The organism is Streptomyces sp. MJM8645, from assembly GCF_001625365.1.
Classification (GTDB): Bacteria; Actinomycetota; Actinomycetes; order Streptomycetales; family Streptomycetaceae; genus Kitasatospora.
In genome coordinates this window covers 186,489-210,528 of sequence record NZ_LJJF01000001.1, presented here as the reverse complement: position 1 = coordinate 210,528, position 24,040 = coordinate 186,489, and the positions used below count along the sequence as shown (strand labels likewise).

The window sequence follows — 24,040 nt, the reverse complement described above, 5'->3', positions numbered from 1 at the left end:
GGCAACCTGGGCACGCTCATCGGAGGCTTGTCCGCTTTTATGCTCTCTGTGTAGTTGATCTGCTCATGTCACATGAACCTGGACTGCGACAATCCGACCGATAGCTTCCCGTCTTTGACGGAGCTGAGGAAAGTGTCACCATGGTCATCACACATGTCCCCGCCGCCCCGTTCCCCGGAACGCTTCCGGGATCGGGGAACCTCCGGCAGATAATACTGGACCGGAATGGCTTGGTGTCTAGCCGTTTGCGCGCGTCGGCGTCAAGGAGATCGGACCGGCAGCTTGCCGGGCCCGCATCGCCCGGCCGTGCAGCGAGAAAATCGAGTTGACGCTGCGGCGGGTATGAACTCGCCGTACTGCCCCAACACTTCGAACGGCCCGAAGCGGAACACGCTGGCGTGACCGGCTCCGCAGGGGCGGCCCGCCGCGGTCGCCACGGGCCGCCGTCTCCCTGCGTGCCGAGGCCGGTCACCGCGCCCCGGTGTGCCTTTCACAGATCCGCCGCGGGCTGATCGCCCGTGGTTCGTCACCGAATTCAGAATTTCTCCGGCGGTCGCACCGCCGACCCCGAAAATCCGCATGGCCAGATTCCGGGAAAAGGATTCCGCGCGCTATGACCGATCGCTTGGGATTCAGTCTCACTCAATTGCGCTACTTCGTCGTCTCCGCCGAGATCGGCAACATCTCGGAGGCGGCGGAGAAGCTGTGCGCCTCGCAGTCGACGGTCTCGTCGGCCATCATGCGGCTGGAACGTCAGCTCGGTGTTCAGCTGCTGCTCCGTCACCATGCCCGTGGGGTCTCCCTGACGCCGAGCGGTCGCCACCTGCTGCGGGAGGCGCGCGCGTTGCTGGGGCAGGCCAGCAGCCTCAAAGCACAGGGCGACGCCCTGGCGGGCGACACCGCAGGCCAGCTCGACGTCGGATTCTTCTTCCCGATCGCCCCGTTCCTGCTGCCACTGGTCCACCGTTTGGTCGGGGAGCGGCACGGGGCACTGAAGCTGAACCTCCACGAGGCGTCCGCCGACCGGCTGCTGGAGTTCCTCCGGGACGGCCGGTGCGAACTGGCCGTGACGTACGACTTCCTGGCGGGCGACGCCAGGTTCCACCCGCTGGTCGACCTGCCGGTGCACGCCCTGCTGGCGGATGACGACCCGTTGGGGCTGGTCGGGCCGCTCTCCCTGGACGAGTTGGCCGGGCGACCGCTGGTCGCCCTGAACGCCCCGAGCGTGCTCCGCCACGCCGAGCGGATGTTCTCCCGCGCGGGCGTCCGCATGCCGCGGGTGGTGACGACGACGAGCATCGAGACGCTGCGCGGCCTGGTGGCCGCCGGTGCCGGGTTCGCCTTGATGTATCAACGCGGCCTGACCGCAACGACGTTGGACGGCGGCAGGGTCCGCGAGGTCGAGCTGCTCGGAGACCTGCCGCCCGCGACCCTGGGCGCGGCCATGATGCCCGACCTGGCCATGAGCAGCCGCGGCAGGGCGTTCCTGGACGTGCTCAGATCCGCGGTCGGAGCGCGTCCGGCGCAGGTCGGTACGGGTCGGCAGGTCGGTACGGGTCGGCAGGTCAGTGCAGGTCGGCAGGTCAGTGCAGGTCAGCAGGTCGTCGTGGGTTGAAGGAGTGTCGTGCTGGCAGTCATCTTCGCTGGTCAGGGAAGTCAGGAAAAGGGAATGGGGGCAGAGGTCTTCGAACGGTACCCAGGGCTGGTCCAGTACGCCTCGGACGTGCTGGGGTACGACCTGGTCTCCTTGTGCACGGAGGACCCGGACGGCCTGTTGGGCCGCACGGAGTACACCCAGCCGGCGCTGTTCGTCGTCAACGCGCTGCGGACCTTCGAGCGGGTCCACCGCGGGGACCGGGCGGCGGACGTCTACCTGGGGCACAGCCTGGGCGAGTACAACGCGCTGCTCGCGGCCGGGTCCTTCGCCTTCGAGACGGGGCTGCGGCTGGTCGCCAAGCGCGGCGAGCTGATGGCGGCGGCCTCCGGGGGCGGCATGACCGCTGTGATGAACACACCGCCCGAGCGACTGCTGGAGATCCTCGCGGAGGACGGCGTCGACGGCGTCGACATCGCCGGCCTCAACACCGGCTCGCAGGTGGTCATCGCGGGCACCCCGCCGGTCCTGGAGGCGGCGCACGCCTGCCTGGAGAAGCGGGAGATCCGCTTCGTACGGCTCAAGGTGAGCGCGCCCTTCCACTCCCGGTACATGGAGCCGGCCAGGGTGCGGTTCGCCGAGTTCCTGACGGAGTTCGAGTTCGCCGACCCCGACACCCCCGTCATCTCCAACGTCACGGGCCGACCGTACGAGCCGGGACAGGTGACGCGCATGCTCACGGAGCAGCTGGTCGCCCCGGTGCGCTGGACCGACAGCGTCCGCGGGCTGCTCGACGGCGACGCCGAGCCGGAATTCACCGAAATCGGGGGCCTGGCCCTCACCCACATGGTGTTCAAAATCAGGGCTGGAGTGTGACACATGGCAACCACGACGGACACGATCCGGCTGTACCTGGAAGACCGTTTCCTCTTCGAGTTCGACGACGTGATCACCCCGGACACCGACCTGTTCAAGGCGGGGGTCATCGACTCGTTCGGCTACGTCAGGATGATGAAGTTCCTGGAGTCCGAGTTCTCCGTCGAGATCTCCCCGGAGGACATCCTCGTGAACGTCTTCGTCTCGCTCACCGCGATCGACGAATTCGTCACCAAGAAGACCTCCGCGAAGTAGAAGGACGGATCATGTGCGGGCTGGCTGGTTTCCTCTCGACCTCGCTGCACCCCGGTGCCACCGCCGAGGTCATCACCTCGATGCTGTCGAACATCCACCACCGCGGGCCGGACGAGGCGGGCTACTACCTCGACGACGGCATGGCCATGGGGACGGTGCGGCTGGCCATCGTCGACCTCGCCGGTGGCTCGCAACCCATGTCGGACCCCTCCGGGCGCTACTGGATCTGCTTCAACGGCGAGATCTACAACCACATCGAACTCCGCGCGGAACTGGAGCGCCTCGGCCGCCCGTTCCGCACCGACCACTCCGACACCGAGGTCGTGCTCCAGGCCTGGATCCAGTGGGGGTCGGACTGCTTCACCCGGTTCAACGGCGCCTTCGCGGTCGCCATCAGGGACGCGGCGACCGGTGACCTGGTGCTGGCCCGCGACCGCTACGGCAAGCGCCCGCTGTTCTACGCCGACGCGGGCGGGGACTTCCTGTTCGCGTCCGAGATGAAGGCGTTCCGCGCCTTCCCCGGCTTCCGCTTCGAGTTCGACCCGAGGGAGCTGGCCACCACCTACGCCGCGTGGACGCCGCTGCCCGACCGCACGCCGTTCCGGGGCGTGCGCCAGCTGCCGATGGGCTCCGTGCTGACCATCAGCGCGGGCCGCCGCTCGCTGCGCCCCTACGAGGACCTCGACTTCGACGTGCCCGGCTTCGACGGCACCGAGGCCGAGGCGATCGACATGCTCCGGCAGACCCTGCGCACCAGCGTGGAGCTGCGGCTGCGCTCCGACGTCGAGGTCGGCGTCTACCTCAGCGGCGGCCTGGACTCCTCGATCGTGACGAGGCTGGCCACCCAGCTCTCCCCGTACGAGGTCCGCACGTTCTCGGTGGCGTTCCAGGACAAGTCCTTCGACGAGTCCGACAGCCAGCGCCTGGTCGCCGAGCACCTGGGCACCCTGCACACCGCCGTCCCGATCACCAGCGAGGACATCACCGACCACTTCCCGACCGCCGTGTACCACGCGGAGGTTCCGACCTTCCGCACCTCGTTCGTGCCGATGTTCCTGCTGTCCCGGCACGTCCGCGACGCCGGGATCAAGACCATCCTCAGCGGCGAGGGTGCCGACGAGGCCTTCCTCGGCTACTCGCTGTTCCGCGAGACCCTGCTGCGCGCGCGGTGGAACGGGCTGACCGACGGCGAGCGCCGCACCCGGCTGGCCGGCCTGCACCCGGAGCTGGAGCACTTCGGCTCCGCCCACCAGGCCCATCTGCTCGGCCTGTACCAGCAGTTCTCGGTGGAACGGCTGCCGGGCCTGTTCTCCCACGAGATGCGGTACCAGAACGGGAGGTTCGCGGCCCGGCTGCTCGCCGACCGGATGGACCCGTTCGCCGACCTGCTCGACCTCGTCGCCGGGACACCCGGCTACCCGGACATGCCCGCGATGCACAAGGCGCAGTGGCTGGAGTACAAGACGCTGCTGCCAGGATTCCTGCTGTCCACGCAGGGGGAGCGGGCCGCGCTGGCGCACAGCGTGGAGAACCGCTGCCCGTTCCTGGACCCCGCGGTGGTGCGCGCGGCCGCGTCGGTGAACCTGCGCTACGACGACGGCCAGGTCGAGAAGGCCATCCTGAAGAAGGCGTTCCGCGCCGAGCTCCCGGAGTGGACCACCAGCCGCCCCAAGCAGCCCTACCGCGCGCCGGGCAGCGCCGCCTTCAAGGACAGTCGCCCGGACTACCTGGAACTGCTGCTGTCCGACCGCGAGTTGGCCGGGATCGGCTGCCTGGACGCGAAGTTCGCCCGGCGCCTGGTCGACAAGATCATGACCTCGCCGGTGGAGGAGGTCAGCACCAAGGAGGACCAGACCTTCCTCTACCTGCTGACGACCGCCGTGCTCCACCAGCAGTTCGTGCGGGGCGGCGGTACGGCGCCGACCGGAGCGTCGGGCGCCGCGCTGAACCTGCGGACGACCGTGGACAACCGCCGTGCCGTGCAGCGAGTGGGGGAGAGCCGATGAGCACCGACGACATCGCGATCATCGGCCTGGCCCTGCGGTTCCCCGGCTCCGACACCCTGGTCGAGCTGTTCGACCACCTCGCGGCCGGGCGCTCGCTGATCACCGAGGTGCCCGCCGAACGCTGGTCCAAGGAACGCTACTTCGGCGATCCGCGCAGCGGCGAGGAGAAGACGTACAGCGTCTGGGCCGGGTTCGTCGAGGACGCCGACCGCTTCGACGCCGCCTTCTTCAACATCTCCCCGCGCGAGGCGGAGACGATGGACCCGCAGCAGCGGTTCGCGCTGGAACTGGCCTGGAAGGCCATCGAGGACGCGGGCTACCGGGCGGGCGAACTCGCGGGCAGCCGCACCGGCGTCTTCATGGGCCTGTGCCACGGCGACTACGCCGAGCTGATCGAACGCGACGACGTGCCGACCGACGCCTACTTCCCGACCGGCACGGCCTACTCGATCGTCGCCAACCGGCTGTCCTACTACTTCGACTTCCACGGCCCCAGCATCGCCAACGACACCGCCTGCTCCAGCTCCCTGGTCTCGCTCTACGAGGCCGTCGCCGCCCTGCACAACGGCGACTGCGACCTGGCGCTGGCCGGCGGCGTGAACCTGTGCTGGTCGCCGAAGCTGTTCGTGGCGTTCAGCAAGGCGAGCATGCTCTCGCCCACCGGCCGCTCGCACGCCTTCGACCAGGACGCGGACGGCTTCGTCCGGGGCGAGGGCGGCGCCGTCCTGCTGCTCAAGCCGCTGGCCAGGGCGCTGGCGGACGGCGACCCCGTGCACGCGGTGATCAAGGGCGTCGGCACCAACCACGGCGGCAAGACCAACTCGCTGACCGTCACCAACCCGGTCGCGCAGGCCGCGCTGATCGAGGACGTCTACACCCGCGCCGGTGTGACGCCCGAGACGGTGAGCTACATCGAGGCCCACGGGCCCGGTACGCCGGTCGGCGACCCGATCGAGATCGTCGGCCTCAAGCGCGCCTTCCAGAGCCTGCACGACGCCCACGGGACGACGCCGCGGCCGGACAGCACCGGCATCGGCTCCATCAAGACCAACATCGGCCACCTGGAATCGGCCGCGGGCGTGGCCGGCGTGGTCAAGGTGATCGGCGCGATGGCCGCCGGGACCCTCCCGGCGACGGTCAACTTCCGGACCAGGAACCAGCTGATCGACCTGGACGGCAGCCCGTTCTACATCGTCGGCGACACCCGGCCGTGGCCGGGCGGCGACGGGGCGCCGCGCCGGGCCGGCGTCAGCTCGTTCGGGTTCGGCGGGACCAACGCCCACGTGCTGCTGGAGGAGCACGTCGGCGGGCCGGTCGACCGTACCTCCGAGCCCGCGGGCCCGTATGCCGTCCCGCTGTCGGCCAAGAACCTGGAGCGGCTGCGGGTGCTGGCCGCCGGCCTGCGGGACCACCTGCTGGCGCCGGAGACCGCGCTGCGGCCGCGCCAGCCGCTGGCCGACATCGCGCACACGCTCCAGGTCGGCCGCGAAGCGATGCGGGTCAGGACCGTGTTCCTGGTCTCGGACCGGGAGCAGCTCGCGGCCGCGCTGGAGTCCGTCGCGGACGGCGAGGTGCGCAACCCCGCCGGAGCAGGGGCCGAACTGGTCGCGGCGGCGCAGGACTGGGCGAACGGGGGCGGCGCCGACTGGCCCGGGCATCCCGGGGCGCGTCGCGTGCGGCTGCCGACCTACCCGTTCGCCCGGGACCGGCACTGGTACGTCACACCGCCCGCCGAGGCGCCGGGCGCCGCGCTGCTGCACCCGCTCGTCCACCGCAACACCTCCGACCTGGCGCAGCAGCGCTACACCTCCACGTTCACCGGGGCCGAGCCCTTCCTGGCCTCGCACCTGGTCCGCGGCCGGCGGGTGCTGCCCGCGGTCGCGTACCTGGAGATGGCGCGGGCCGCGGTGGAGCGCGCGGCGGCCCGGGAGGGGGCCGTCCGGCTGCGCGACCTCGCGTGGCTGCGGCCGATCGTCGTCGGCGAACCCGTCGACGTCGACCTCGCGCTGACGGCGCGCGGGGACGCGATCGCGTTCGAGTTCCGGCAGGGCGAGACGGTCCACAGCACGGGCACCGCCGAACTGGTCACCCTGCCGGACCCGTCACCGCTGGACCTGGACGCCCTGCGCGCCGCCTGCCGCACCACCCGTAGCACCGACGAGGTCTACGCCGCCTTCCGCGCCCAGGGCCTGGAGTACGGCCCGGCCATGCGCGCGCTGCGCGGGCTCCGGCTGGGCCGCGACGAGGCGATCGCCCGCATCCGGACCACCGGCGCCGACGGCTGCGTGCTGCCGCCGAGCGTCCTGGACGCCGCCTTCCAGACCTCCGTGGTCCTGACGGGCGCCGCCGCCGGCCCGACCCTGCCCTTCACCCTCGACGAGCTCCAGGTGTACCGGCCCTGCCCGGCCGAGACCTGGGCCTGGGTGCGCCGCAGCGCCGGCTCCGGGGCGCTCACCACCTTCGACATCGACCTGTGCGACGGCGACGGCGTGATCAGCGCCAGCCTGCGGGGGCTCGCCCAGCGCACCACCGACGCCGGCCCGCGCGTCGTCACGGCGACCACCCGGTGGACCGACCGGCCGCTGGACGCGGACGGCGGCGCCACCCGCACCGCGCACCCCCTGACCCTGCCGGAGATCACCCGGGCGAGCCCGGCCGACGGCGTCGACGCCGCGACCGAGCAGGCGTTCGCCGAGGTCCAGCAGGTGCTCGCGTCCTCTCCTCGGACCGGGCACCGCTTCGTGGCCCTGGTCGACGCCCGGGTGCCGGCCCACTTCCACGCACCGCTGGCGGGCCTGTTCCGCACCGCCGCCCTGGAGAACCCGCTCGTCTCAGGCCGGGTCGTCCGGGTCGCCGGCCTGGACGCGGCCTCCACCGAGCAGCTCGCGCGGATCGTGCGGGAGGAGTGCGCCGACGACTCCGCCGACACCGAGGTCCGCTACACCGCCGACGGCACCCGGCAGGTCCTGGAACCCGTCGAGACGCGGCTCGACGCCGGACCGCAGGTGCCCGCGCTGCGGGCCGGCGGCGTCTACTGGATCACCGGCGGCCTGGGCGGCATCGGCCGGCACCTCGCCCGCTACCTGGGCCGCGCGGGGGCGACGGTCGTCCTGAGCGGACGCTCCCCGGCGGGCTCGGTGGACGCCCTGCGCGCCGAAGGGGTCGCCGCGCACTACCTGCAGGTCGACGTCGCCGACGCCGCAGGCGTGCGCGCCGCGGTCGACACGATCGTGCGCGAGCACGGGTCGCTCGACGGCGTCGTGCACGCGGCCGGTGTGCTGCGCGACCAGTACCTGCTGCGCAAGGACCTCGCCGACGTCCGCCTGGTGACGGCGCCGAAGGTCCGCGGCACGCTCAACCTCGACGCCGCCACCCGCCACCTCGACCTGGACTTCTTCGCGCTCTTCTCCTCGGTCGCCGGCGTCTACGGCAGCCCGGGGCAGTCCGACTACTCGGCGGCCAACGCCTTCCTGGACGCCTTCGCCCGGCACCGCCGGACGCTGGTCGACGCGGGCGAGCGCAGCGGCCGGACCGTCGCGATCAGCTGGCCGCTGTGGGCCGACGGCGGCATGACGCTGGACGAGGTCACCCGCGACTCCCTGCGCCGCGAGCGCGGCTGGGAGGACCTGCCCACCGAGGACGGGCTGCGCGCCTTCGGCCGGGCCCTGCTCGCCGACGCCCCCGCGCACCTCGTCGTCGCCTACGGCGCCAAGGCCACCCTGGCCGCGCAACGCCGGGCGGCTCCGGCCCCCGCGGCCCCGGCCGCCGCCTCGTCCGCCACCGCCTCGTCCGCCACCGCTGCGCCGTCAGGCGGCGCGGGCGACCTGCTGCGGCGCACCGAGGAACTGCTCAGGGGGGTCGTCGCCGAGGTCCTGCGGCACACCCCGGAGCACATCGAGTCGACCACCAACCTCATCGAGTACGGCATCGACTCGCTGAGCATCCTCGGGGTGACCGCCCAGCTGGAGAAGGTGTTCGGGCCGCTGTCCAAGACGATCTTCTTCGAGTACCTGAACATCGCCGAGGTGGCCGCGCACTTCGTGGAGACCCGGCGGGCGCAACTGGAGGCGGTGCTGGGGGAGACCGGTCCGGCCGAAACGCCGGAAGGCCCGGAAGCCTTGGAAGAGCCGGTCGTACAGCCCGAAGCCCCGGCGGTCCAGCCCGAGGCCCCGGCCGCGTCCGCCGTCACCGAGGTCCGCGAACCCGCGCGCGACGACCGGCACGACATCGCGATCATCGGAGTGTCCGGCCGCTACCCCGGCGCCGACACGATGGACGAGCTGTGGGAGCTGCTGGAGAACGGCCGGCACACCTTCGAGGAGGTCCCCGCCGACCGCTGGGGCCACGAGGCCATCTACGACAGCGACCGGTCCGTCCACGGCAAGAGCGTGATCCGGACCGGGACGTTCCTGCGCGACCTCGACAAGTTCGACCCCCGCTACTTCCGCATCTCCAAGCGCGAGGCCGAGCAGATGTCCCCGGAGGTGCGGCTGTTCCTCCAGTCGGGCGTGGAGGCGCTGGAGGACGCCGGCTACTCGCGGCAGACCATCCAGCGCCGCTACCAGGGCGACGTCGGCGTGCTCGTGGGGACCATGAGCAACCACTACAACCTGTACGGCTTCCAGAACAGCCTGACCAGGGGCGCGCCGCAGAGCGGCAGTTACACCGGGACGCTGCCCAACATGCTGTCCTACTTCTACGGCCTGACCGGTCCGTCGATCTTCCTGGACACCATGTGCTCGGCGTCGTCGACGTGCGTGCACCAGGCCGTGCAGATGCTGCGGGCCGGCGAGTGCCGGATGGTCGTCGCGGGCGGCGTCAACCTGATGCTGCACCCGTACAACCTGATCACCTCCTCGGAGGAGCACTTCACCACCGGCACCTCCGACGTGATCCGCAGCTTCGGCCACGGCGTGGACGGGACCATCCTCGGCGAGGGCGTCGGCGCGGTCGTACTGAAGCCGCTGGTCGACGCCGAGCGCGACGGCGACCACGTGTACGCCGTGATCAAGGGCACCGCCCTGTCCAACGCCGGGACGCGCAACGGCTTCACCGTGCCGAACCCGGGCATGCAGGCGCACGCGATCCAGAAGGCGATCGAGGACGCCGGCGTCGACCCGAGGACGATCGGCTACGTCGAGGGACACGGCTCGGGCACCGCGCTGGGCGACCCGATCGAGGTCCGCGCCCTGACGTCGGCGTTCCGCAAGTACACCGAGGACCGCCAGTTCTGCGCCCTCGGCTCCGTCAAGGCCAACATGGGGCACCTGCTCGCGGCGGCCGGCATGATCGGCCTGGCCAAGGTGCTGCTCCAACTGCGGCACGGCAAGCTGGCGCCGTCCCTGCACAGCACGGAGCTCAACCCGGACATCGACTTCGCCGACACCCCCTTCCAGGTGCAGCAGAAGCTCGCCGACTGGCAGCCGATGGTCACCGAGGTGGACGGCCGCCAGGTCACCCACCCCCGGCGGGCCGGCATCACCTCGATCGGCGCCGGCGGCATGAACTCGCACATCATCCTGGAGGAGTACCCCGAACGGCCGGTGCGCCAAGAGCCCTTCGGCGAGCAGCTGTTCGTGTTCTCGGCGATGAACGAGGCCGCGCTCGGGCGCTACCTGGCCGTCTTCCGCGACCACCTCGCCGGGGCGCGGGAGGCCGACCTCCCCGACATCGCGTACACCCTGCGGGTCGGCAAGAATGAACTGCCGCACCGCTGGGCGTTCGTGGCGGGGGACCAGCGGTCCGCACTGGCGGCCGTCGACGGCTACCTGGCCGGGCGGCGGGAACTGCCCGCGCACGAACTCGCCACCACCTGGGCCGGCGGCAAGACCGTCGACTGGGACCAACTGCCGACGGCACGCCGGGTGCCGCTGCCCGCCTACCCGTTCGAGAAGGTGCGCTGCTGGATCGAGCAGACCGACGGCGCGCCGTCCGTGCTGGCCCCGCTGGCGCTGCGCGAGCGGCTGCACCCCTTCCTGGGGCGCAACGAATCCGACGTCCGGGGCCTGCGCTACGCCCTGGACGTCCACCTCACCGACCTGCTCGACTACGGCTACCGCCTGGCCAAGGCGCCGACCATCGTGCCCACCTTCGTGGTGGACCTCGCGCTGGCCGCCGCGAAGGTCAGCGGGTTCGCCGCCGAGGCGTCGGTCCACGACCTGCGCGTCCTGCGGCCGATCGACTGGTCCACGACCACGCGGCTCGTCACGGAGTTCGCCGACGGCCACGGCACCGTCCGGACCGGGGACGGGACGGCGGCGGTCGAGTTCACCGTGCGGGGGACGGCCACGGCGCCCTCCGGCAGGGTCGAGCCGGCGGGGCTGCGGGAGGTCCTCAGCCGGGAGCAGTTCCTGGCCGAACTGGCCGAGGGCGGGCTGGACTACAAGCCGGCCTCGTGCGCGGTCGAGGGCGTGTTCCGCGCGCCGGACGGCCGGACGGTGCTGACCATCGGCAGTCCCGCGTTCCAGCAGGACCACGTCCGGCGCAACGTCACCGTCGAGCCGTTCGTGCTCGCGGCGATCGCCCAGGGCGTGCAGTGGGAGGCCAAGCGCGCCGGGGCGCCGGACTGGACCCTGGTCGCGCTCAACCAGGTCGCGGAGATCCGGGTGCGGGCCGGTTCGCCGGTCACGCACGTGGTCCTCGGCGACGACCGGATCCTGCTGCTCGGGGGCGCGGGCGAGGTCGTCGGGGAGCTGGCCGGGGTGCGGCGCGGCACCGGAGGAGTGGCGCCGGGCGATCGTCCGGCGCCGCAGGCCCGCCCGGTGCGAGAGCGGGAGCCGGTCGTGCCGGCTGAGCAGGCTGTACCGGTGGTGTCGGCGGTGTCGGGTGTCGTGGACGTCCTGCGCTCCATCGCCGCCGAGATCCTCAAGTTCGAGCCGGAGGAGCTCGACCCCGGCACCGGAATGGACGCGTTCGGCTTCGACTCCATCTCGCTGGTGACCTTCGCGAAGGAGATCCACGAGCGGTTCGGGGTCGTGGTCAGCCCGGCGGTGTTCTTCGACGTCAGCACTCTGGAGGCGCTGGGCGCCCACCTGGTCGACGAGCACGGTGCCACGGTGAAGGCCGAGGCCAAGATCAAGGCCGAGGCTGAGGCGGAGGTCAAGATCAAGGTCGAACCCCAGCCCCAGCCCCAACCTCAGCCGCAGCCCCAGCCGGAGCCGGTTCGCACCGGGCCCGACCCGCGCCAGCCGGTCGCCGTCATCGGCGCGGCCGGGCGCTTCCCGGGCGCCCGCGACCTGGACGAGTACTGGGCGAACCTGCTGGCGGGCAAGGACTCCGTCACCGCGTTCCCGCTGCACCGCTACGACGAGGAGCAGCGCAAGGCCATCGAGGCCCAGGACTTCCCCCAACGGATCGGAGCCCTGGACGACGTCGACGCCTTCGACGCCGGCTTCTTCCGCATCCTGCCGCGCGAGGCCGAACTGATGGACCCGCAGCACCGCCTCGTCCTGGAGACGGTCTGGCAGGCGCTGGAGGACAGCGCGTACCGGCCCGCCGACCTGCCGACCAACACGGGCGTGTTCATCGGCGTCACCGGCAACGACTACGCGACGCTGCTCGCCACGCTCGGCGTGCGACCGGACGCCTTCACCTCGACCGGCACCACGCACTCGATCCTGGCCAACCGCATCTCGTACCTGCTCGACGTGCGCGGCCCGAGCGAACCGATCGACACGGCCTGCTCCAGCTCGCTGGTGGCGGTGCACCGCGCGATCGAGGCGATCCGCTCCGGCACCTGCGACCTGGCCGTCGCGGGCGGGGTCAACGTGCTGCTCAGCACGGACACCTTCGTCAGCGCGCACCGCGCGGGCATGCTCAGCCCGGACGGCCTCTGCAAGACCTTCGACGCGGGCGCGAACGGCTACGTCCGCGGTGAGGGCGTCGGGGTGGTGGTGCTCAAGTCGCTGGCGGCGGCGGAGCGCGACGGGGACGCGATCCTCGGGGTGCTCCGGGGCAGCGCGTACAACCACGGCGGCCGGGCCAACTCGCTGACCGCGCCGAACGCCGACGCCCAGGCCGAGCTGGTGGCGGCCGCCGTCGGCGACCTCGACCCGGACACCATCGGCTACATCGAGACCCACGGCACCGGCACGGCCCTCGGCGATCCGGTGGAGGTCCGGGCGCTGCGCACCGCGTTCCGCCGGCTGGGCCGCAGCGACGACGGGGCGTGCGGCCTCGGCTCGGTCAAGACCAACATCGGCCACCTGGAGTCGGCCGCGGGCATCGCCGGGCTGCTGAAGGTGCTGCTCGCGCTCAAGCACGGCGTGCTGCCCGCGACCCAGCACCTCCAGGAGGTCAACCCGTACATCGAGCTGGCCGGCGGCCCGTTCCACATCGTGCGGGACAACGAGGCCTGGCCGCGCCCCCGCAGCGGTGCCGGCGGTCCCGCGCCGAGGCGTGCCGGGGTGAGCAGCTTCGGGTTCGGCGGCGTCAACGCCCATGTGGTCGTCGAGGAGTACGTGCGCGGCGACCGGGGCGGGGAGGGCGACGGCGGGCCGGTCGCGGTGCCGCTGTCGGCCCGCACCGCCCGGCAGCTGACCGACCGGGCCCGGGGCCTGCTCGCCCACCTGGAGTCCTCGGAGTCGGAGCAGGTCTCGCTGCGGTCCCTCGCGTGGAGCCTCCAGGTCGGCCGCGAGGAGATGGCGGAACGGGTCGGCTGGGTCGTCTCGTCCCGCGCCGAACTCGTCGACGCACTGCGGGCGTTCGTCGCCACCGGCGAGCGCGGAGCCGAGTCGGAGCCGATCGGGCGGTGGGTCGGCGGGGGCGCCGTCGACTGGCGTTCGCTGCTCGGCGACGGCACGCCCCGGCGCGCGCACCTGCCCGGATACCCGTTCGCCCGGGACCGCTTCTGGGCCCCCGGCACCCGGCAGGAGAGCGGCACGACGCTGCTGACCGCCCGCTGGACGCCGACGCCCGCCGCCGCGACCGGCCGGTACGACCGGCACGTCGTCGTGCTGTGCGGGGTCGACGGGGAGGTGCCCGAGGCGATCCGCCTCGACACGGCCGAGCAGCGGCCGGGGAGCCGGTTCCGCGACCTGTCGTGGCAGCTGCTGGAGACCGTCCGCGGCCTCGACGCCCGGGACGGCACCACGTTCGTCCAGGTCGTCACGGCGGACCTCGCTCTCGCGGGCCTGCTGCGGACCGTCACCAAGGAGAACCCGCGGATCGTCGGCCAGGTCATCGGCATCGAAGGCATCGAAGGCATCGAAGGTGTCCAAGGCGTCCAAGGCGTCCAAGGCACTGACCTGGCCGCCGTCGTCGCGGAGAACGCCCGCGCCGCCGACGACCTGGTGCTCTACCGCGACGGCGTCCGGCACACGCGCAGCTGGGCCCCGGCCGAACTCCCGGGCACGGGTGCGGGTACGGGAACGGCCTCCGGCAAGCCCTGGCGGGACGGCGGCGTCTACCTGATCACCGGCGGGGCCGGCGGGATCGGCGCCTCGACGGCCCGGCGCATCGCCGCCGACGTCCGGCGGCCGACCGTCGTGCTGGCCGGTCGCTCGCCGCAGGACGGCCGGATCGACCGCCTGCTCGCCGAGTTGCGGCAGGCCGGTGCGGACGCGCGGTACGTGCGCGCCGACGTCTCCCGCTGGGAGGAGGTGCGGCACCTGGTCGCCGAGGCGGGCGCCGTCACCGGCATCGTGCACGCCGCCGGCGTGGTGCGGGACTCGCTGCTCGCGGACAAGACCGCCGAGCAGTGGGACGAGGTCCTCGCGACCAAGGTGGACGCTCTCGTGCACCTCGACCGGGCCACCGGGCACTGCCCGCTGGAGTTCGTGCTGACCTTCTCCTCGGGCGCCGCGATCACCGGCAACCCGGGGCAGTCCGACTACGCGACCGCCAACGCCTTCCTCGACGAGTTCGCCGCCGTGCGCAACGCGCGGGTCGCCGAGGGGCTGCGCCGCGGGCGCACCCTGTCCATCGCCTGGCCGCTGTGGGAGGACGGCGGCATGCAGGTCGGCGAGCGGACCCGGGCCTACCTGTGGGAGGACCGGGGGCTGGCGCCGATGCCCACGGAAGCCGGGCTCACGGCGCTGGTCGACGCCTGGAACGCGGGGGCGGACCAGGTGTGGGTGCACCACGGCGACCCCGCGCGGGTGCCGACCGGAACGCCCAGCCCGGCCGCCGCGCCGACAACTCCCGCGCCCGCAACTCCCGTGCCGAAGGCTCCCGTTCGTAGCGCCGATCCGAACGTCCTCGGCCACCTCCTCGCCCTGTTCGCCGAGGTCAGCGGGCTCGCCCTGGGCGCGGTCGACCCCGACCGCCCGCTGGTCGACATCGGCCTGGACTCGGTGATGGTCATCCAGCTCAACCGGGAGCTGGTGCGGACCTATCCCGAGGTCTCGTCGACGATCTTCTACGAACACCCGACCCTGCGGGCCGTGGCCGGTCAACTCGCCGGCCTCCGGCGGGAACCGGCGCACCAACGGGCGGTCACGGCCGACCAGCCGGCGGCGGCTGCCGAGCAGCGGGCCACCAGCGCTCAGCCGGCCGCCGTCCCCGACCAGCCGGCGCCCGGCGCCGACGAGCCGATCGCGGTGATCGGGCTGAGCGGCCGCTACCCGGGCGCCGCTGACCTGGACGAGTTCTGGGAGAACCTCACGGCGGGCCGCGACTGCGTCCGCGAGGTGGACCGCTGGCCGCTGGACGGCTTCTTCGAGCCGGACCGCAACACGGCCGTGGCCACCGGCCGCAGCTACAGCAAGTGGGGCGGCTTCCTGGACGACTTCGCCGCGTTCGATCCCCGGTTCTTCGGCATCGCCCCGCGCGACGCCTACGCCATGGACCCGCAGGAGCGGCTGTTCGTGCAGGCGGCGTGGGAGGTGCTGGAGGACGCCGGGTACACGAGGGCGCGCCTCGCCGAGCGCCACGCCCACGGGGTCGGGGTGTTCGCGGGCGTCACCAAGGTCGGCCACGCCCGGCACGAGGTGGGCCGGCTGCCCTTGGGTGAACTCGTGGTGCCCGGCCTGTCGTTCGCCTCGCTGAGCGCCCGCGCCTCCTACCTGCTCGACCTGCGCGGGCCGAGCCTGACGATCGACACCATGTGCTCGGCGTCGCTGACCGCGATCCACGAGGCGTGCGAACAACTCCGGCGCGGCGCCTGCGAGGTGGCGATCGCCGGCGGCGTGAACCTCTACGCGCACCCGCTGGACTACGTCGAGCTGTGCCGCTCCGGGATGCTCTCGCCCGACCAGCACTGCCGCAGCTTCGGCACCGGCGGCCACGGGTTCGTGCCCGGTGAGGGCGTCGGGTGCGTGCTGCTCAAGCCGCTGTCCCGCGCGGTGGCCGACGGGGACCGCGTGCTCGCGGTGATCCGGGGCTCCAGCGTCAACCACGGCGGCCGTTCCACCGGTTACACCGTGCCGAGCCCGGTCGCCCAGGCCGACGTCGTCCGGCGGGCGCTGGACCAGGCCGGGGTCTCCGCCCGGCAGGTCGGCTACGTCGAGGCGCACGGCACCGGCACCGAACTGGGCGACCCGATCGAGATCACGGGCCTGACCAAGGCCTTCGAACAGGACACCGTGGAGCGGCAGTTCTGCGCGATCGGCTCGGTGAAGTCCGGCATCGGCCACCTGGAGGCCGCGGCCGGGGTGGCCGGCCTGACGAAGGTCCTGCTCCAGCTCAAGCACCGGCAGCTCGTCCCGAGCCTGCACGCCGAACAGCTCAACCCGAACATCAGCTTCGAACGGACCCCGTTCCGGGTCCAGCGCGAACTGAGCCCGTGGCACTGCGACGGCCCGCGGATCGCGGCGGTGTCCTCCTTCGGTGCCGGTGGCTCGAACGCGCACGTGATCGTCGAGGAGTATTCCGTGCAGCCCACCGACGGCGCGCTCAACGGCGCCGAACAATCCCGACACGTCGAACAGGCCGAACAATCCCCACACGTCGTCGTCCTCTCCGCGAGGACTCCCGACCAGCTCACCGCGTCCGTCGACCGGCTGGCCGGGTTCCTCGACCGCAACCCGGACACCGCCCTCGCCGACCTGGCCTTCACGCTCCAGGTCGGGCGGGAGGCGATGGCCGAGCGGTACGCGGTCGCGGTCTCGTCGACGGCGGAGCTGAGGGCCGCCCTGCGGGCCGGCCGGGGGCACCGGGGCACCGCCGGGGAATCCGGCGGACTGCTCGCCGAGATCACCGGTGACGACGAACTCCAGGAACTGCTGGTCCGGCAGTGGATCGCGGCCGGCAAGCTGTCCAAGCTCGCGGCGCTGTGGGCGGCCGGCGCCGAGGTGGACTGGGAGCGCCTGCACCAGGGCGCGCCGCGCCGGGTGGTGTCGCTGCCGACGTACCCGTTCGCCAAGGAGCGGTTCTGGATCGGCGACCTGACCCGGCAGGAACCGGCACCCGTGGCCGCACCTGCGCCCGCTCCGCTGCTCGCGCCGGTCGCGGCACCGATCGTCCAACCCGCCGTCGTACACAGGGGATTGGACGAGATCGTGCCCGCCGTGGTGCGGGAGAAGATCGCCCGCGCGCTGGCGATGGAGGTCGAGGAGGTCGAGGGCGGGCTGGCGTTCGCCGACTACGGCCTGGACTCGATCCTGGCGATCCGCGTGGTCGACCAGCTCAACGGCGCGCTGACGCTGGACCTGCCGACCAGCGTGGTCTTCGACTTCAGCACGGCCGACCGGCTGGCCGAGCACCTGCTCGCCGAGTACCGGGGCGTCATCGTCCACACGGAGGGCGCGACGGAGCCGGCGGACGCACGGGAGAGCGCCCCGCCACCGGTCGTGCAGCCCGCACGGCCCGTGGCGACCGGGCAGCGGGACGGCGCCACCGTGAGCGTGGAGCGCGGGCCGATCGCGGTGATCGGCATGAGCGGCCGCTTCGCCGGCGCCGACTCGCTGGACGAACTCTGGACGCACCTGGCCGACGGCGACGACCTGGTCACCGAGGCGACCCGGTTCGACCTCGACGGCCTGAGCGCCTGCACCCGGGGCGGCTTCCTCGACCGCATCGACGAGTTCGACGCGATGTTCTTCAACATCTCCGGCACCGAGGCCGCGGTGATGGACCCGCAGCAGCGGCTGCTGCTCGAAGAGTCCTGGAAGGCCCTGGAGGACGCCGGCTACGCGGGCCGGATGGGCCGGGCGCGCTGCGGCGTCTACGTCGGGGCGTGGGCCGGCGACTACCAGGGACTGCTGGATCCGGAGGCTCCGGCGCAGACCCTGTGGGGCAACATGACCTCGGTCATCCCGAGCCGGGTGTCGTACTTCCTCGACCTCAAGGGCCAGGCGATCGCCGTCGACACGTCGTGCTCCAGCTCGCTGGTGGCGATCGACCTGGCGTGCAAGGACCTGTGGTCCGGCGAGACCTCGATGGCGCTGGCGGGCGGGGTGTTCCTCCAGTCCACGCCGCGGCTGTACCGGCTCGCGGGCCGCGCCGGGATGCTGTCGCCGACCGGCCGCTGCCACACCTTCGACCACCGCGCCGACGGCTTCGTGCCCGGCGAGGGCGTCGGAGTCGTGGTGCTCAAGAGGCTCGCGGACGCGCTGGCCGACGGCGACCACATCCACGGCGTGATCAAGGCCAGCGGCGTCAACCAGGACGGCGCCACCAACGGGATCACCGCGCCGAGTTCGGTGTCCCAGGAGAGCCTGCTCGGCGAGGTGTACGAGCGGTTCGGCGTCGACGTGGAGCGGATCGGACTCGTCGAGGCGCACGGCACCGGCACCAAGCTCGGCGACCCGATCGAGTTCCAGGCGCTGAACCGGGCGTTCCGCGCCCGTACCGACCGGACGGAGTACTGCGCGGTCGGCTCGCTGAAGACCAACATCGGCCACACCCAGTTCGCGGCGGGCATCGCGGGCGTGCTGAAGGTGCTGTTGGCGATCAAGCACCGGAAGATCCCCGCCTCGCTGCACTTCGAGACCGCCAACGAGGCGATCCCGCTGACGGGGAGCCCGTTCTACCTGAGTACCCGCACCCACGACTGGGAGAGCCCCGCCGGGGTGCCGCGCTGCGGGGTGGTGAGCTCCTTCGGTGCCAGCGGCACCAATGCGCACCTGGTGATCGAGGAGGCCCCGGCCGTCGCGAACACCGCCGCGCGCACTGCCGCCGCGCCGCGGACGGACCACGTGGTGCTCCTCTCGGCACGGACGGAGGAGCAACTCCTCGAACAGCGGCGCCGATTGGCGCTCCACGTCCGCGCCCACGCGTCGATCGACCTCGGCGACCTCGCCTACACCCTGGCCGTCGGCCGGCAGCGCTTCGCCCACCGCTTCGCCTGCGTGGTCCGTGACCGTGACGAGCTGATCCAGGTGCTGGACGGCACCGCCCCGGCGCGGCTGCCCGACGACGACCGGGCGCCGGCCGAGGGCCGACGCATCCCGCTGCCGACCTACCCGTTCGCCCGGGACCGCCACTGGGCCCCGACCGGCGACGGCGACAGCAGCGACAGTGGCAACGGCACCGGCGTCACGCTGACCCGCACCGACGGCCTGCTGCGCGACCACGTGGTGCAGGGCCGTCACCTCCTGCCCGCGGTCGCCTACCTCGAACTCGCCCGCAAGGCGCTGGGCGCCACCCGGGTGCGGATGCGCAACGTCACGTGGGTGCAGCCGCTGGAGGTCGCGGACACCCCGGTCGACGTCCGGGTCGAGGTCCGCGCGAGCGAGCAGGGCGGGCACCGGTTCGAGATCGGCACCGGCGCCACCGTGTGCTGCGAGGGCGCCATCGCGCCGTCCGACGCCCCGCGCCCGGCACCGGTCGACCTCGCCGCGCTGCGCGCGGACTGCCGGGAGACCGTGTCCGGCGAGCGGATCCACGAGGCCCTGGTGGCGATGGGCATCGACCACGGCCCGAGCCTGCGGGCGATCCGGCAGGCGCACGTCGGCTCCGGTCTCGTCCTCGCCGAACTGGTCCTGCCCGGCTCGGCGGAGCCCGGACCGCTGGCGCCCGCGATGCTGGACTCGGCGATCCAGGCGGCCGTCGCGCCGCACCTCACCGGCATGCGGGACACCGCCGTGCCGTTCGCCCTGGACCGGCTCGACCTGTTCGCCCCGTGCCGGGCGGCGATGTGGGCCGTGGTGCGCGGCGGCGCCGCCGGGCCGCTCGACAAGCTCGACATCGACCTGGTCGACGCCGACGGCGCGGTCTGCGTGCGGCTGACCGGCTACACCTCGCGCCGCACCGTCCGGAGCGAGCCCGCGCTGTACGCGCCCGTCTGGGACCCGACCACCGCGACCGAAGCGCCTGTGCCCGCCCGTACCGACCGGGTCCTGGTCGTCGGCGGACCGGCACCGCTCGACGGCGCGCTGACCTGGCCGCTGCCGCCGTCCGCCTCCGTCGAGGAGGTGACCGCCGCACTGCGCGACCTCGGACCGGTCGACCACCTGGTCTGGACGGCGCCCGAGCCCAAGCTCGACCCCGTCGACGCCGCCGGGTACACGGCCGCCCAGAACGACGGCGTCGTCGCCGCGTTCCGCCTGATCAAGGCGCTGATCGGAGCCGGGTACGACGCCCGGCCGCTGGGGATCACGCTGGTCACCACCCGCGCGCTCGCCACCCACGCCGACGACCCCGTCCAGCCGGCGCACGCCGGGCTGCACGGCCTGTTCGGCTCCCTGGGGCGCGAGTACGAGCAGTGGAGCGTCCGGCGCGTCGACCTCGACGGCCCCGACTGGCCCGCCGACCTCACCGCCCTGCCCGCCCGCTCGTCCGAGGACGCCTGGGTCCGACGGGCCGGCCAGTGGCTGGCCCGGCACTGGGCGCCGTGCGAGGCGCCCGCGCGACCGGTCTACCGCGAGGGCGGCGTCTACGTGGTGATCGGCGGCGCCGGCGGCCTGGGCACCGCCTGGACCCAGCACGTGGTGCGGCAGTACGGCGCACACGTCACCTGGATCGGCCGCAGCGCACCCGACGCGGCCATCGAGGAACGGCTCCGCTCCGTCCAGGGGCGCGGCACCGTCCGCTACCTCAGCGCCGACGCCGGGGACCCGGCCGCGCTGCGCCGGGCCGTCAGCGCCGTCAGGGAGCGCCACCCGCGGATCGACGGGGTCGTGCAGGCCGCGCTCGTCCTGCGGGACAGCACCTTCGCCCGGATGGACGAGGCCACCCTGCGCGCGGGGCTGGCGGCCAAGGTCGACGTCACGACGGCGATGGCCGAGGTCTTCGACGGCGAGCACCTGGACTTCGCCGTGCTGCTGTCGTCGATGCAGTCCTTCACCACGGCGGCCGGCCAGGGCAACTACGCGGCCGGCTGCACCTTCAGCGACGCCTACGCCCACGCGCTCGGACAGCACTGGGACACCCCCGTCAGGGTCATGAACTGGGGGTGGTGGGGCAACCTCGGGAGCGTCACCTCCGAGTTCTACCGGGAGCGGCTGAGCCGGGTCGGCCTGGTGTCGATCGAGCCGCGCGAGGGGCTCGCCGCCTTGGACGCCCTGCTCGGCGGGGACCAGCGGCAGCTGGCCTTCGTGAAGACCAACCAGCACAACACCCTGGCGAACTTCGACCGCGCCACCCAGGTCACCGTGCACGGCCGGACGCCCTCCCGGGTGCGCGGCGAGCTGCTGCTCGCGCCGGAGAGCGTGGACGGCCTGATGGACGAGGTCGTGCGGTGGCGCCGGACCGAGCGGGACCCGTGGCTGGCGAAGGTCCTGGCGGCCCAGCTGGCGACCGTCGACCACACCGCGATCCTGCCGGTGTACGCCGACTGGCTGGAGCACGCCCGACGGGCCACCGTCCCGGCCGGGCCGACGGAGGCCGTGTCCACGGCGGGCGTGCTCGCGGAGGCCGTGCTCGCGCAGTGGGACCGGCAGTGCGAGTCCTGGTCGGCCGACGCCGACCGCAAGGCCGAACTGCGGCTCGCCTCCGCCATGCTCCGGGCGCTGCCGGACATCGTGACCGGCCGGACCAGGCCCACCGACGTCATGTTCCCGCGCGGTTCGGTGGAGCTGGTGGAGGGCTGCTACCGCAACAACCACGTCGCGGACGTGTTCAACCGCGCCATGGCCGGCGCCGCCGTCGCCGTCGTGTCGGAGCGGCTGCGCCGCGAACCGGGCGCGCGGCTGCGGATCCTGGAGATCGGCGCCGGCACCGGCGGCACCAGCGCCGGGATGTTCGCCGCGCTCAAGCCGTACCAGGAGAGCATCGAGACGTACGTCTACACGGACCTCTCCAAGGCCTTCCTCAACCACGCCCGCGCCACCTACGGGCCGGGCGTGCCCTACCTGGACTGCCGACTGCTCAACATCGAACGGCCGCTGGCCGGGCAGGACGTCGGCGAGGGCGGGTTCGACCTGGTGATCGCCGCCAACGTGCTGCACGCGACCAAGGACACCCGCAACACCCTGCGCAACGCCAAGGCCGCGATGCGGGCCGGCGGGTGGCTGCTGCTGAACGAGCTGTCGGCCTTCGACCTGTTCAGCCACGTCACCTTCGGGCTGCTGGAAGGATGGTGGCTGTTCGACGACCGCTCGCTGCGGATCCCGGGCTCGCCGGCGCTGTCGCCGGAGAACTGGCGGGACGTGCTGGCGGGGGAGGGCTTCGGGACGGTCGTGTTCCCGCTACCGCAGGCGCTGCCGCTGGGGCAGCAGGTCATCGCGGCGGAGAGCGACGGGGTGGCCCGGCAGGCGGTCGGGACCAGGCCGAAGGGCGTCACCCGGCCGGTGCCTGCTGCGGTGCCTGTCGCGGCGCCAGTCGCCGTGCCTGCCGTGGTGCCGACTGCGGCGCCGACTGCGGTGCCGACGCCCGGGCCGGAGCCCGCGCCCGCCCCGGCGGCCGTGAGCCCCGCGCCCGCGCCCGCCCCCTCCGCCGCACCGCCGTCGCGCTCCGACCTGTCCGCGCTCATCCTCGACAAGGCCGCGGCCGTGCTCGGCATCCCGGCCGAGCGGATCGACACCGCGGCCCCGCTCACCCAGTACGGCCTGGACTCGATCCTGGTCCTCCAGCTCACCAACGCCCTGCGCGAGGAGTTCGGTGACGACGTCTCGGCCACCCTGCTCTTCGACGTCGAGACCGTCGACGGCCTGTGCGCCCACTTCGCCGGTGCCGGGGCCGCCGCGACGGCCACGGCGGATGCCCAGGCCGGCCCGGCGGGCGAGCGGTGGAACCTCTCGTGCGGCCAGCTGACCATGTACCGCGACCAGCAGCGCTCGCCGGAGTCGACCGCGTACAACCTCCCGCTCCTCTTCGAGATCCACGGCGAGCTGGACGAAGCCGCCCTGGAGCGGGCGATCCGCGCCCAGAGCGGCATCCACCCGGTGCTGAGCGCCGTCTTCGGAGAGCGGGACGGCGCGCCGTTCATGGACATCGACCCGGGCCGGGCGCCGTCCTTCGAACGGGTCGACCTCACGGCCACCAAGCGCGCCGCCCAACTGGCCGGGCTGCGGGACTTGGTGAACCTCCCGTTCGACCTGGCGACGGGCCCGCTGGTCCGCGCGCACCTGGTCTCCCTCGCAGGGGGGCGGCGCCTGCTGCTGATCACCGCGCACCACATCCTGCTGGACGGCACGTCCACGGCGGTCCTGATCCGCACGCTCAAGGAGGCCTACCAGGGCCGGGGGAGTATGAGCCGCACGAGCTACGGCGACTTCGTCGCCTGGGAGGAGGCGCTGCTCGCCGGCCCGCGCGCGCGGCAGCACCGGGACTACTGGCTGCGGGAGTTGGCAGGTCATCGACCGGCGCTCGCGCTGCCCTACGACCGGCCGTACGACCCCAAGCGGATGCCCCGGGTGGACGTGGCGACGGTCAAGCTGCCGCCGCCGCTGGCCGCCGCCCTGGCGGACTCGGCGCGCGAGCACCGGGTCAGCGTCGCCACCGTGCTGTTCGCGACGTACGTGCGGTTCCTGCACCGGCTGACCGGGCAGGACGACCTGGTCCTCGGCATGACGGCGGCCGCCCGCTACGAGGAGCGGTTCCAGGACGTCGTCGGCCAGTTCGCGAACTGCCTGCCGATCCGCTGCACGGCCGTCGGCGGCTTCCCCGAGCTGCTGAAGTCCCTGCAGCGCAAGGTGGTCGGCGGCATCGAGCACGGCGGCTACCCGCTGCTGGAGATCGCCCGAGCCGTGGGCGCGGACGACGAACCGCTGGTCCTGACCAACTTCCTGTTCCAGAACTTCGACGGCGCCGACCTGCTGACCAACGCGGCCCCGGCCGCGTCCGGCGAGTTGGACCTGCGGCTGTTCGACGACCTGCCCTACGCCGGGGAGTACGTCCTCGCCGCCGAGTCCTACCGGGACGGCGAGGGGTTCAAGGTCTTCCTCAAGTACGACGCGAACGTCTTCGACGAGGCCACCGCGCGGAGCATGACGGAGGAGTGGTACGCGGTCATCCGCAAGGAGCTGGGCCTGCGGTAGGCCCTTCCACA

The 24,040-nt window shown here is 72.8% G+C and carries 5 protein-coding genes; all 5 read left to right on the top strand.

The genetic code is table 11. The features are described 5' to 3' along the window. Positions 1–613: 613 nt before the first annotated feature. Genes A6F73_RS00805 through A6F73_RS00785 form a run of 5 tightly spaced genes read left to right on the top strand, consistent with a single transcriptional unit; the run spans position 614 to position 24,029 of the window. Positions 614–1,615 (top strand): LysR family transcriptional regulator, encoded by a 1,002-nt coding sequence (locus tag A6F73_RS00805; protein WP_079135321.1) that lies wholly within the window; start codon positions 614–616, stop codon positions 1,613–1,615. Positions 1,616–1,624: 9 nt separating this feature from the next. Continuing rightward, positions 1,625–2,470 carry an ACP S-malonyltransferase gene (gene fabD, locus A6F73_RS00800; protein ID WP_063345953.1) on the top strand — a complete coding sequence of 282 codons (846 nt, stop codon included), beginning with the start codon at positions 1,625–1,627 and terminating at the stop codon, positions 2,468–2,470. A gap of 3 nt (positions 2,471–2,473) precedes the next feature. Further along, positions 2,474–2,725, top strand: a complete 252-nt coding sequence (locus tag A6F73_RS00795; protein WP_063345952.1) for a phosphopantetheine-binding protein — start codon at positions 2,474–2,476, stop codon at positions 2,723–2,725. An 11-nt stretch (positions 2,726–2,736) separates the two neighbouring features. Continuing rightward, positions 2,737–4,731 (top strand): asparagine synthase (glutamine-hydrolyzing), encoded by a 1,995-nt coding sequence (gene asnB / locus A6F73_RS42760; protein WP_063345951.1) that lies wholly within the window; start codon positions 2,737–2,739, stop codon positions 4,729–4,731. Continuing rightward, positions 4,728–24,029, top strand: coding sequence for an SDR family NAD(P)-dependent oxidoreductase (locus A6F73_RS00785; protein WP_063345950.1), 19,302 nt, complete (start codon positions 4,728–4,730; stop codon positions 24,027–24,029). The genes asnB and A6F73_RS00785 overlap by 4 nt, the downstream gene beginning before the upstream one ends. Positions 24,030–24,040 lie beyond the last annotated feature (11 nt).

Coding starts and splice junctions, on each gene's coding strand:
- A6F73_RS00805 (WP_079135321.1), top strand. CDS start 614: ATGACCGATCGCTTGGGATTCAGTCTCACTCAATTGCGCTACTTCGTC.
- A6F73_RS00795 (WP_063345952.1), top strand. CDS start 2,474: ATGGCAACCACGACGGACACGATCCGGCTGTACCTGGAAGACCGTTTC.
- asnB (WP_063345951.1), top strand. CDS start 2,737: ATGTGCGGGCTGGCTGGTTTCCTCTCGACCTCGCTGCACCCCGGTGCC.
- A6F73_RS00785 (WP_063345950.1), top strand. CDS start 4,728: ATGAGCACCGACGACATCGCGATCATCGGCCTGGCCCTGCGGTTCCCC.